General features: G+C 67.6%; 9 protein-coding genes. 8 read left to right on the top strand and 1 reads right to left on the bottom strand.

Features of this window, described 5'->3' with window-relative positions:
• Positions 1-39 precede the first annotated feature (39 nt).
• The 4 genes from BM252_RS11625 to BM252_RS11610 all read left to right on the top strand — a co-directional run bounded on the left by BM252_RS11625 (position 40) and on the right by BM252_RS11610 (position 7,019).
• Positions 40-873 carry an EI24 domain-containing protein gene (locus BM252_RS11625; RefSeq protein WP_093387622.1) on the top strand — a complete coding sequence of 278 codons (834 nt, stop codon included), beginning with the start codon at positions 40-42 and terminating at the stop codon, positions 871-873.
• A 91-nt stretch (positions 874-964) separates the two neighbouring features.
• Entirely contained in the window at positions 965-1,750 is a 786-nt protein-coding gene (locus tag BM252_RS11620; RefSeq protein ID WP_093387620.1) for a competence/damage-inducible protein A, read from the top strand.
• A 448-nt stretch (positions 1,751-2,198) separates the two neighbouring features.
• Entirely contained in the window at positions 2,199-5,387 is a 3,189-nt protein-coding gene (locus tag BM252_RS11615; protein WP_093387619.1) for a transglycosylase domain-containing protein, read from the top strand.
• A gap of 201 nt (positions 5,388-5,588) precedes the next feature.
• Positions 5,589-7,019: a TAXI family TRAP transporter solute-binding subunit gene (locus tag BM252_RS11610; RefSeq protein WP_093387738.1), complete on the top strand. Its 1,431-nt coding sequence runs from the start codon at positions 5,589-5,591 to the stop codon at positions 7,017-7,019.
• On the opposite strand, the gene BM252_RS11605 is transcribed toward BM252_RS11610, so the two are convergent.
• On the bottom strand, positions 6,975-7,433 hold the full coding sequence (locus tag BM252_RS11605) for a rhodanese-like domain-containing protein (RefSeq protein WP_093387617.1): 459 nt from the start codon (positions 7,431-7,433) through the stop codon (positions 6,975-6,977). The genes BM252_RS11610 and BM252_RS11605 overlap by 45 nt on opposite strands.
• 371 nt (positions 7,434-7,804) lie before the next feature.
• Here BM252_RS11605 and glnA point away from each other — a divergent pair, with 371 nt between their 5' ends.
• The 4 genes from glnA to ntrC all read left to right on the top strand — a co-directional run bounded on the left by glnA (position 7,805) and on the right by ntrC (position 12,596).
• Positions 7,805-9,220: a type I glutamate--ammonia ligase gene (gene glnA, locus BM252_RS11600; RefSeq protein ID WP_093387616.1), complete on the top strand. Its 1,416-nt coding sequence runs from the start codon at positions 7,805-7,807 to the stop codon at positions 9,218-9,220.
• Between the two features lie 124 nt (positions 9,221-9,344).
• Positions 9,345-9,905: a DUF4124 domain-containing protein gene (locus BM252_RS11595; RefSeq protein WP_174900502.1), complete on the top strand. Its 561-nt coding sequence runs from the start codon at positions 9,345-9,347 to the stop codon at positions 9,903-9,905.
• Positions 9,902-10,993: a nitrogen regulation protein NR(II) gene (glnL, locus tag BM252_RS11590; protein ID WP_093387614.1), complete on the top strand. Its 1,092-nt coding sequence runs from the start codon at positions 9,902-9,904 to the stop codon at positions 10,991-10,993. Before BM252_RS11595 ends, glnL begins: the two co-directional genes overlap by 4 nt.
• A gap of 67 nt (positions 10,994-11,060) precedes the next feature.
• Entirely contained in the window at positions 11,061-12,596 is a 1,536-nt protein-coding gene (ntrC, locus tag BM252_RS11585) for a nitrogen regulation protein NR(I) (protein WP_093387612.1), read from the top strand.
• The last annotated feature ends 15 nt before the right edge of the window (positions 12,597-12,611 follow it).

Raw genomic sequence — 12,611 nt, 5'->3', positions numbered from 1 at the left:
AATGGCGATGATGGAAACCTTGCGCAGGGACACGGCCTGATGCGCGCCGTGCTGAACGCCTACGGCCGCGCCGTGCTGTCGCAGCTGCAGGCGCGCATGCTGCTGCTCAGCCTGCTGCCCTTCGTCCTGTCGGTGGCGTTGTGGGGCGTGCTGCTGTTCTTCGGCCTGCAAGCGCTGCTCGACTATCTGCACGGGCTGTTCATCGAACACGATTTGTTCAAGCTCAGCAACGGCTGGCTGGCCTCGCTCGGCCTGGGCATGCTGAAGACCGTGGTGGTGCCCTTCGTCGCCATGCTGTTGCTGCTGCCCTTGATGATCATGACGGCGCTGGTGTTCATCGGCGTGGCGGCGATGCCGGTGGTGGTGCGCCACGTCGGCGGGCGCCACTACGCCGGGCTGCAACAGCGCCACGGCGGCAGCCTGCTCGGCAGCGCCGGCACCGCGCTGGCCGCCGTGCTGGTGTTCGCCGTGCTGTGGCTGCTGACCCTGCCGCTGTACGCCATCCCGCCGCTGGCCGTGCTGTTGCAGGTGGCGCTGTGGGGCTGGCTGACCAGCCGGGTGATGGTCTACGACTCCCTGGCCGACTACGCCAGCGTGGCCGAGCGGCAGGGGATATTGCGCCGGCACCGCTGGCCGCTGCTGGCCATCGGCGTCGTCTCCGGCCTGGCCGGCGCGCTGCCCGGCCTGCTGTGGGTGGGCGGCAGCGTGATGGCGGTGGTGCTGTTCCCCTTCCTGGCGGCGTTGTCGATCTGGTTGTACATCCTGGTGTTCATCTTCACCGGCCTGTGGTTCACCTACTACTGCCTGGAGGCGCTGGCCGCGCTGCGCGTCGAGCAGGCGGCCGCCATCGAGGCGGTGATGGCGGCCGAGTGAGCCGGCCGCGCGCGAATCGCGCGAATCGCGCGTATCGCGCGTATCGCGCGTTGCATTTTCCTATCGTTTTTTCGTTTCCATAAGGGTTAGCATGGCAATCGGACTCATCATCATCGGCGACGAAATCCTCTCCGGCCGGCGGGTCGACCAGCACTTCCCCAAGGTGGTGCAGCTGCTCGCCGCGCGCGGCCTGCAACTGGCCTGGGCCGAGGTGCTGGGCGACGAGCCGGCGCGCATCGTCGCCACGCTCAAGCGCAGCTTCGCCAGCGGCGACATCGTGTTCTGCTGCGGCGGCATCGGCGCCACGCCGGACGACCACACGCGCCAGGCGGCGGCCGACGCGCTCGGCCTGCCGCTGGTGTTGCACGCCGAGGGCAAGCGCAATATCCAACAGCGCATCGTGCAGATGGGCGAGCAGAGCGGCGTGGCGGCCGACCTCGACTCGGCCGAGAACCTGCACCGCCTCAAAATGGCCGAGTTCGCCGAAGGCGCGGCGCTGGTGCCCAACCCCTACAACAACGTGGCCGGCTTCGCGCTGCGCGAGCACTATTTCGTGCCGGGCTTCCCGGTGATGGCCTGGCCGATGATCGAATGGGTGCTCGACACCCACTACGCCCACCTGTTCAACCGCGCCCCGCGCCTGGAGAAGGCGGTGACGGTGTACGAGGCCGCCGAGTCGGCGCTGACGCCGTTGATGCTGGCGCTGGAGGCGCAGTTCCCGCTGGTCAAGGTGTTCAGCCTGCCCAGCGTGGGCGACGCCAACACGCGCCGCCACATCGAGCTCGGCGTCAAGGGCGAGCCGGCGCAGACCGAGGCCGCCTACGCGCAACTGTGCGCCGAGCTGGGCCGCCTGCGGGTCGAGTTCCACCCGCTGTGACGGCGCCCGTGGCGGCCGCGCCGGGCGCTGCCGGCGCGGCGGCGCGGCGGGCTTTTCGCGGCGCGCAAGGCGCCGTTGTTTTTTTGCGAAAATGGCCGGCGGCGCGCGCTTTTTCTGCGCGGCGGGCCGTTGCCACGGCGCCGTTGTGGTGCAATGGAGTTAAGCGCGCAGGCCGCCACCGCCGCACATCGCGGTGGCCCGGCGCGCCCATTGCATCAGCGTTGCCGACGAAAGCACTCACTCCAGATCGTATCGCGTGCGGGCTTCGTACTCGAGATGTGGCCGTAAGTATGACTGAAACAGACGACTGACCGGTTTGAACAATATGTTAAGCAATCGACGCTTCCGCCGGCCCCGGATTGTTGTACGTGCGGTGCGCAAGTTGCGCGCCGGCGCGGCAGCCTTCGGCTATGGCCGTCAGCGTCATTTGCGCGCCGTCCCCACCCCTATGCAAAACGACAATCCCGACACCTCCGCCCACCTGGCCCCCTCCCAGCCAGAGGCGCCGCCGTCCACTCCCGGACGCGGCAAACGATCCCGCAACGCCTTCATCCTGGTGCTGCTGGTGCTGCTCTCCTTCGCCGTCTGGTGGGGCGTGCAGGAAACCCGCAGCTCGACCATGCAGGCCAGGTTCTTCGCCGGCCTGGTGGAAAAACTCAGCTACCGGGTCGAAGCGGGGCCGAGCAACGCCATCCGCTTCCCCAAGGACAGCCCCTACGACGAGCGGCTCGGCTACGCCAACCTGCCCGACTACCTGGCCAAGCTGAAGGCGCGCGACTACGCCGTCACGGCGCAGTCGCGCTTCTCGCCGAAGATGCTCGAGCTGGCCGACATGGGCGTGTTCGCCACCTACCGCGAGAAGACCAAGACCGGCCTGGCCATCGTCGACTGCCGCGCCCAGCCGCTGTTCTCGGCCAGCTACCCGGAGCGCATTTATGCGCGCTTCGAGCAGACCCCGGCGGCGCTGGTCAACAGCCTGCTGTTCATCGAGAACCGCGAGCTGCTCGACACCAAGTATCCGAAGCGCAATCCGGCGGTCGAATGGGACCGCCTCAGCAAGGCGGTGCTGGAGAAGTCGGTCAACAGCATCAGCGGCGGCCACCGGCCGGCCGGCGGCAGCACGCTGGCGACGCAGATCGAGAAGTACCGCCACTCGCCGGAAGGGCGCACCGGCTCGCTCAAGGACAAGCTGCAGCAGATGGTCTCGGCCAGCCTGCGCGCCTACCAGCAGGGCGAGGACACCTCGCAGGTGCGCCACCAGATCGTGGTCGACTACCTCAACACGGTGCCGCTGTCGGCCAAGCCCGGCTATGGCGAGGTCAACGGCATCGGCGACGGCATGTGGGTCTGGTACGGCCGCGACTTCGACGAGTTCAACCGCCTGCTCGGCGGCAAGATGGACCAGCCCGGCAGCGCGCTCGCCTTCAAGGAGGCGCTCAGCCTGCTGATCGCCCAACGCCGCCCCAGCCACTACCTGGGCGACGGCACGGCCGACCTGGAGGTGCTGGCCAACAGCCACCTGCGCCTGCTGGCGCAGGACGGCCTGATCACGCCGGCGCTGCGCGACGCCGGCCTGGCGGTGCGCCTGCGGCCGGCCGCCGGCTCGGGCGTGCAGGCGGCGCCGGCGATGAGCTTCGTCACCCGCAAGGCCTCCAACGCGATCCGCGTGCACCTGGCCAACCTGCTCGGCGACAACCGCATGTACAACCTCGACCGGCTCGACCTGAAGGTGGTCAGCACGCTCGACGCCCAGGCCCAGCGCGCCGTCACCCAGGTGCTGCGCGACCTGCGCGACCCCGAGCACGCCAAGGCCGCCGGCCTGACCGGCAAGGGCATGCTGGGCAACGGCGACCCGGCCAACGTGGTCTACAGCTTCACCCTGCTGGAGAAGGGCGAGCAGAGCAACCTGCTGCGCCTGCAGACCGACAACTACGACCAGCCGCTCGACATCAACGAGGGCGCCAAGCTGGACCTGGGCTCGACGGCCAAGCTGCGCACCCTGGTGAGCTACCTGGACATCGTCGACCAGCTCAACAAGAAGTACGCCGGCATGGACGGCGCCGCGCTGGCCAAGGTGGTGGTCGATCCGCAGGACAAGCTGTCGCTGTGGGCCATCGAGTACTTCAAGGCGCTGCCGCTGGAAAAGGGCGGGCGCGAGCTGACGCCGATGTTGCACGCGGCGATGGAGCGCAAGTATTCCGGCAATCCGGGCGAGGGCTTCTTCACCGGCGGCGGGCTGCACTACTTCGGCAACTTCTCCAAGGAGGACAACGGCAAGATCCTCAGCGTGACCGAGGCGCTGCGCCACTCGACCAACCTGGTGTTCGTGCGCCTGATGCGCGACGTGGCCAAGTTCTACATGTTCCAGACGCCGGGCTCGTCGGCCTCGCTGCTGGCCGACGCCGACGATCCGCGCCGCGCCGGCTACCTGGCCCGCTTCGCCGACAAGGAGGGCCGCGAGTTCCTGGCGCGCTTCTACGGCAAGTACAAGGGCAAGCAGCCGGCCGAGCTCGACCAGGTGCTGCTGGCCAACATCCGCAGCACGCCGGTGCGCCTGGCGGTGATCTTCGGCACCTTGTACCCGCAGGCCAAGGAGGAGCAGTTCGCCGCCTTCCTCAAGGAACACCTGCCGTCGCAGAACGAGGTGCCGGCCGAGCGCGTCAGCAAATTGTTCGGGCAGTACGCCATCGACAAGTGGTCGCTGGCCGACCGCGGCTACCTGGCCAGCGTCCATCCACTGGAGCTGTGGATGGTGGCCTATATGCGCAGCCACAGCGGCGCCACGCTGGCGCAGATGATGGCGGCCAGCGACAAGGAGCGGCAGGAGGTCTACCAGTGGCTGTTCAAGACCCACCACAAGCACGCCCAGGACAGGCGCATCGCCGGCCTGCTGGAGATGGAGGGCTTCATGGAGATCCACCGCCAGTGGAAGAAGATGGGTTATCCCTTCGAGTCGCTGGTGCCGTCCTACGCCACCACCCTGGGCGCCTCGGCCGACCGGCCGGCCGCGCTGGCCGAGTTGATGGGCATCATCGTCAACGGCGGCGTGCGCAAGGGTAGCCAGCGCATCTCCTCGCTGCACTTCGCCTCCGGCACGCCGTACGAGACGCTGCTGACGCGCGGCAAGGCCAGCAACAACGAACAGGTGCTGGCGCCCGAGGTGGCCCGCGTGGTGGCCGACGCGGTGCGTGGCGTGGTCTCGGACGGCACCGCCAAGCGCGCCCGCATGGCCTTCGTCAAGGCCGACGGCACGGTCATTCCGGTGGGCGGCAAGACCGGCACCGGCGACCAGCGCTTCGACGTCTACGGCGGCGGCGGCCGGCTGATCGAGTCGCGCTACGTGAACCGCTCGGCGACCTTCGTGTTCAACATCGGCGAGCGCTTCTTCGGCAGCATGACGGCCTATGTGCACGGGCCGGAGTCGAAGAACTACGACTTCACCAGCGCCCTGCCGGTGCAGTTGCTGACGGTGCTGGCGCCCAGCCTGATGCCGCTGATCGAGCCGGCGGCGGCCAAGCCGGCGCTGCTCAAGACGGCGGCGCTGGGCGGCGCCGGCGTGATGCCGGCGGCCCCGGCCGCGGCGGCGGCAGGCATGGCCGCCGCCGCCGCGCTGCCGCAGCGGCCCTGCGGCGGCTGAGGCCGGGGACTGCCCGCCCGCCGTTGGCCTCGTTCAAACCCAAGGGCGGAATCGAGGGTCAGACCCTAGGGTCTGACCCTGGCTTGTCGCCGTCGGGTGCTTGCGGGGCCGCCTGCTCCCGCGCCGGCCCGGCCGGGTTCCCCTTGCATAGTTGATCATTTGTTGGCATCGTATCAGCCCATGAAACCTATGCGCCACACCATGTCCAAGATTCTCAAGTTCACCCAGTTCTCCGTGCGGGATCTGCTGGTGACCGCCGGCCCGACCATTTTGTTGATCGTCGGCGTCTGCCTGCTGGCCTATTTCGTCGTCGATCCGGCGCCGCCGCGCAAGGTCAGCCTGTCGACCGGGCAGGAGAACGGCGCCTACGAGGAGTTCGGCAAAAAGTACGCCGCCGCGCTGGCCAAGCACGGCATCAAGGTGGCGCTGCAGCCCTCGGCCGGCTCGCAGGAGAACCTGCAGCGGCTCAAGCAGGGCCAGGTCGACATTGCCTTCGTGCAGAGCGGTTCCACCGACGAGGCGGCCGCCGAGCGCGAGGGCCTGGTGTCGCTGGGCAGCCTGTTCACCGAGCCGGTCTGGCTGTTCCTGCGCGAGCCGCAGGGCAAGGGAAAACACAAGCAGGCCGAGATCACCGAGCTGAGCCAGCTGAAGGGCAAGCGCATCAACCTGGGGCCGGAGGGCGCCGGCGCGCCGCGCCTGTTCAAACAGCTGCTGTCGCTGAACGGCGTCGAGCCGGGCGATTTGACCACCAGCTCGCTGGGCAACACCGCCGCCACCATCGAACTGCTCGAGGGCCGCATCGACGGCCTGGTGTTCAGCTCGGCGCCGGAGGCGCCGCTGATCCAGATGCTGCTGCAAACGCCGGGCATCCGCCTGTTCGACTTCGCCCAGGCCGAGGCCTACGCCCGCAAGCTGCCCTTCCTGACGCATGTGGTGCTGCCGCGCGGCATCGTCGACTTCGGCCGCGACCTGCCGGCCAAGGAATACCACCTGATCGCCCCGACCGCCACGCTGGTGGCGCGCGAGGACCTGCATCCGGCCCTGGTCGACCTGTTCGTGCAGGCGGCCAGCTCGATCCACGGCGGCGCCGGCTGGTTCCAGCAGCAGGGCCAGTTCCCCTCGGCGCGCTACACCGAGATCCCGGTCGCCGCCGGGGCGGCCAAGTACTACAAGGACGGCGCGCCCTTCCTGCAACGGTATATGAGTTTCTGGCTGGCCAATTTCTTCGACCGCATGTGGGTGCTGGTGGTGGCGCTGGGCGCGCTGATCCTGCCGCTGTCGAAGGTGGTGCCGCCGCTGTACGTGTGGCGCATCCGCTCGCGCGTCTACCGCTGGTACGGCCAGCTGCGCACCGTCGAGCAGGCCCTGGAGGAGGCGCCGGCCGGGCGGCGCCAGGAGATCTACGCGCTGCAGCTGAAGCGCCTCAACGAGATCGAGGAGCTGGTCAACCAGATCTCGATCCCGCTGTCGTTCGCTGACGGCCTGTACGGCCTGCGCAGCCACATCAATTTCGTGCGCCAGCGCGTGCTCGCCCTGATGCAGGGCGAGGGCGGGGCGGACGCAGCCGTCGCGGCCCGGGCCGGGGCCCTAGGCGCCCAGCCAGGGCAGGCCGGCCTTGCACCAGCCGCCTAGCGACTTGCGGTGGCCGGCGGCGTCCTTGTCGCCCTCGAAGCCCTCCAGAATGTCGAAGCAATGCTGGAAGCCCTGCTCGGTGGCCAGCTTGGCGGCGTGGCGCGAGCGCACGCCCGAGCGGCACAGGAACAACAGCACCTGTTGTTTATTCGCGATCGCGCTCAATTGCGGTGCGAAATCGGGGTTCGGCACGCCGCCCGGATAGGTGCTCCATTGCACCGCGCCGTGCTGGCCGTCGGGAATGGCGACGCGGCCCACCCAGTCGCGCTCGGCGTTGGTGCGTACGTCGATCAACTTGACGTTGGCGTCCGCCTCGATCAGCTCCCACGCCTCCTGCGGCGTGACGGCGCCGGCGTAGGGCCAGCCCTGGTTGCGTTCGCGGGCGACGGACAGAATGGTGTCGATGTTGCTCATGTGATGTTCCAGAAGGGAGATTGCGTTTATTATAGGTGCCCGGGTCGCGCTCTTGCAGCGTGCGCACCAAATGGATGCAAATTCCCTGATTTTTCTCAATGCGCACAAAAATAGTGCGTTCTTGTGAAAATGCACCGGAATAGTGCGCCTTTGATGCGGCACAATCGAACGCGATTTAGCTGCTCGGACGATTTTAGAATCTTTTGTCGACACGATCAAAGATGGATTGTTCAGGACGCTTGATTTGAATCCTGGCATGGTTTCTGCTTAGAGTCCTCATGAGTTTCGGTCGCACGCAACATGGGGACGTGCAGCAGTATCCGCGCAGAACAGTTGGTCGGCTCACCCACACCCTCATCTAGGAGAAACGCATGGCAATGACAGCCGCTGAAGTATTGAAAATGGTAGTAGACAACGAAGTCAAATTTGTTGATTTTCGTTTCGCCGATACCCGTGGTAAAGAACAGCACGTCACCGTGCCCGTGTCGCACTTCGACATGGACAAGTTCGAGTCGGGCCACGCCTTCGACGGTTCCTCGATCGCCGGCTGGAAGGGTATCGAAGCGTCGGACATGATCCTGCTGCCGGACCCGAACACCGCCAACATCGATCCGTTCATGGAAGAGACCACCCTGTTCATGCAGTGCGACGTGATCGAACCGTCGGACGGCAAGGGCTACGACCGCGACCCGCGCTCGATCGCCAAGCGCGCCGAGGCCTACCTGAAATCGTCCGGCATGGGCGACACCGCCTTCTTCGGCCCGGAGCCGGAATTCTTCATCTTCGACAGCGTGCGGTGGAAGATCGACATGTCGGGCTGCTTCGTCAAGATCGACTCCGACGAGGCCTCCTGGTCGACCGACAAGCAATCCGAAGGCGGCAACAGCGGCCACCGTCCTAGCGTCAAGGGCGGCTACTTCCCAGTACCACCGGTCGACAGCTTCCAGGACATGCGTTCGGAAATGTGCCTGATCCTCGAATCGCTGGGCATCCCGGTCGAAGTGCACCACCACGAAGTGGCCGGCGCCGGCCAGAACGAAATCGGCACCCGCTTCTCGACCCTGGTCGAGCGCGCCGACTGGACCCAGAACATGAAGTACGTGATCTGGAACGTCGCCCACAGCTACGGCAAGACCGCCACCTTCATGCCCAAGCCTATCGTTGGCGACAACGGTTCCGGCATGCACGTGCACCAGTCGATCTGGAAGGACGGCGTCAACCTGTTCGCCGGCGACGGCTATGCCGGCCTGTCCGACACCGCGCTGTACTACATCGGCGGCATCATCAAGCACGCCAAGGCGCTCAACGCCATCACCAACCCGGGCACCAACTCGTACAAGCGCCTGGTGCCTGGCTACGAAGCGCCGGTCAAGCTGGCCTACTCGGCGCGCAACCGCTCCGCCTCGATCCGCATCCCGCACGTCGCCAATCCTAAGGGCCGCCGCATCGAGACGCGTTTCCCGGATCCACTGGCCAACGTCTACCTGTGCTTCGCCGCGCTGCTGATGGCCGGCCTGGACGGTATCGCCAACAAGATCCATCCGGGCGAAGCCGCCTCGAAGGATCTGTACCACCTGCCGCCGGAAGAAGACGCGCTGATCCCGACCGTCTGCTCCTCGCTGGAAGAAGCACTCGACGCGCTGAACAAGGACCGCGAGTTCCTGACCCGTGGCGGCGTGTTCAGCAATTCGATGATCGATGCCTACATCGAACTGAAAATGCAGGACGTGCAACGCATGCGCATGACGACCCATCCGGTCGAGTTCGACATGTACTACTCGCTGTAATGGCGGCGCCGTCCGCAGTCGGGCGGCCGGGGTAGGAAAAAACGCGGGGGCGGCCTAGGCTTTCCCCGCGTTTTCTTTTGGATGTTGTATATTCGGGATCGACTGTTTCACTCACGGATGGGGCATGACCACACGCTGCAACCGCCGCCTCCGCGCGGCCCCCGAAGCAACCCCGGCAACACCGGCGCTGGCCTGCCTGGCCTGCCTGATTCTGCTGGCGGGCACGCCGGCGGCGCGCGCCGACAGCGTCATCTATAAATGCGTCGACGCGGCCGGCCGCGTCGAATTCACCGACAACCGGCGCGGCCCGCACTGCCAGGTGCTCGACGTGCCGGGCGCGCTGTCGGCGCCGCCGCCGGCGCGCCGGCCGCAGGCCGGGCCGCCGCGCGCCGCCGCCCCGGGCGCGGCAGCGGGGGCGACACCGGCCGGTTTCCCCCGCGTCGACAGCGCCGAGCAGCGCGCCCGCGACGCCGACCGGCGCGCCATCCTCGACGCCGAACTGAGGATAGAGCAACAAAAGCTGGCCGAGCTGCGCGCCGAGTTCAACAACGGCGCGCCGGAGCGCCGTGGCGACGAGCGCAACTACGCCAAATACCAGGACCGGGTGGCCACGCTGAAGGATGGCGTCAGCCGCGCGGAAAAAAATGTGGAAGCCTTGAAACGCGAGATCGCGAACATCCGATGAGCCCTGCCTCTAGTCACACCCACCGTCCGCCGGCGCTGGCCGGCCTTGAACTGCTGGCCTCGGCCGTGGTGCTGGTCGACGCCGACGGCACCATCAGCTACGCCAACGCCGCCGCCGAGAACCTGCTGGAGAGTTCGCTCAAGGCGCTCTCGCGGCAGAAGCTGGCGGCGCAGTTCCTCAACCCCGAGGAGCTCGACAACATCTGCGCCCAGGCGCGCCTGCACAAGTTCTCCGACCTGCGCCAGGACCTCACCCTGGAGCGCGCCGGGCGCGACCCGCTGCACGTGCACAGCATCGTCTCGGTGCTCGACGAGCCGGCCGGCCACGTGCTGATCGAGCTGCGCGAGCACCTGCAGCACATCAAACTGGACCGCGAGGAGCGCATCCTCGACCAGAGCCAGGTCAACAAGGAGCTGATCCGCAATCTGGCGCACGAGATCAAGAACCCGCTGGGCGGCATCCGTGGCGCCGCCCAGCTGCTCGAGATGGAGCTGCCGCCGCTGCACCTGGGCCAGCTGCGCGAGTACACCCAGGTCATCATCAAGGAGGCCGACCGCCTGCAAACCCTGGTCGACCGCCTGCTGGCGCCGCACCGCCGGCCGCACATCGTCGGCGACGTCAACATCCACGAGGTGTGCGAGCGGGTGCGCAGCCTGATCCTGGCCGAGTTCCCGGCCGGCCTGACCATCCTGCGCGACTACGACGCCTCCATCCCCGAGTTCAGGGGCGACAAGGAGCAGCTGATCCAGACCGTGCTCAACATCGCCCACAACGCCGCCCAGGCGCTGTCGGCGCGCATCGAGGCGGGCGAGGCCCAGCTCACCTTCAAGACCCGGGTGGCGCGCCAGGTGACCCTGGCGAAGGTCCGCTACGGCCTGGCATTAGACTTGCATATCATCGACAATGGACCGGGCATTTCGCCGCAGATCCGCGACCGCATCTTCTACCCGCTGGTATCGGGACGGGAGGGCGGCAGCGGCCTGGGCTTGACCTTGGCGCAGACCTTCGTGCAACAGCACATGGGTGTGATCGAGTGCGAAAGCCGGCCTGGATATACGGATTTCCGCATCCTGCTGCCGTTGCCATAAGCGCGGCCGGCGGGGCGGCGCCGAGTCCCTTGATTGAAGATCCATATTGCGGGATAGAGAGCCACACATGAAGCCAATCTGGATAGTAGACGACGACGAATCGATCCGCTGGGTACTGGAAAAAGCATTGGCGCGGGAAAACCTCGCCACCAAGAGTTTCGCCAACGCGCGCGACGCCATCGCCGCGCTCGAGTTCGACACGCCGCAGGTGCTGGTGTCGGACATCCGCATGCCGGGCGACTCCGGCCTAGACCTGCTGGGCCTGGTCAAGTCGCGCTTCCCCGGCCTGCCGGTGATCATCATCACCGCCTTCTCCGACCTCGACTCGGCGGTGGCGGCCTTCCAGGGCGGCGCCTTCGAGTACCTGGCCAAGCCCTTCGACATCGACAAGGCCGTCGAGCTGATCCGCCGCGCCCTCGACGAGAGCCTGCGCGAGACCAGCGTCGAGTCCGGCCCCGCCGAAACGCCCGAGATCCTCGGCCAGGCGCCGGCCATGCAGGAGGTGTTCCGCGCCATCGGCCGCTTGTCGCAGTCGAACGTGACGGTGCTCATCACCGGCGAGTCCGGCACCGGCAAGGAGCTGGTGGCGCGCGCCCTGCACAAGCACAGCCCGCGCGCGGCGCAGCCCTTCATCGCGCTGAACACGGCGGCGATCCCCAAGGACCTGCTCGAATCCGAGCTGTTCGGCCACGAGCGCGGCGCCTTCACCGGCGCCCAGACGACGCGGCGCGGCCGCTTCGAGCAGGCCGAGAACGGCACCCTGTTCCTCGACGAGATCGGCGACATGCCCTTCGATTTGCAGACGCGGCTGCTGCGCGTGCTGTCGGACGGCCACTTCTACCGGGTCGGCGGCCACCAGCCGTTGAAGGCCAACGTGCGCGTCATCACGGCGACCCACCAGAACCTGGAGCAGCGCGTGCGCGACGGCCTGTTCCGCGAGGACTTGTACCACCGCCTCAACGTGATCCGCCTGCGCCTGCCCAGTTTGCGGGAGCGCCGCGAGGACATCCCCATTTTGGTGCGCCACTTCCTGGTGCAGAGCGCCAAGCAGCTCGGCGTCGAGGCCAAGCGCATGAGCGAGGCGACGGTGCAGTTCCTCAGCGGGCTGGACCTGCCGGGCAATGTGCGCCAGCTGGAAAACCTGTGCAACTGGATCACCGTGATGGCGCCCGGCCAGACCGTCGAGGTCAAGGACCTGCCGCCCGAGCTGGCCCAGGAGCAGGGCGGCCAGGCGGCGGTGCTCGGACTCGCGGCCGGCGCGGCGGCCCAGCCGGTGCCGACGGCCGCCGAGGGCTACGCCGCGCTGCAGCACCACGGCACCGTGGCGCCCGGCGCGGAGGCGGCGGCCGGCGCGGCCGGCGGCGCGGCCGGGCCGGACGGCTGGCTGGCGCTGCTCGAGCTGCAGGCGGCCAACATGCTCAGCGGCGGCCAGCAGGAGGTGATGGCGGTGCTCGGCCGGCAGTTCGAGTCGGCGCTGATCCGCACCGCGCTCAAGCACACCCACGGCCGCAAGAACGACGCCGCGGTGCGCCTGGGCATAGGCCGCAACACCATCACGCGCAAGATCGCCGAACTGGGCATCGACGGCGCCAAGGACGACTGAACCGCTTGGCGCACG

Origin of the sequence: Rugamonas rubra (genome assembly GCF_900114705.1) — a bacterium.
Lineage (GTDB): Bacteria > Pseudomonadota > Gammaproteobacteria > Burkholderiales > Burkholderiaceae_D > Rugamonas > Rugamonas rubra.
The sequence above is the reverse complement of the archived record's forward strand: the minus strand, read 5'-3'. Positions and strand labels throughout refer to the sequence as shown.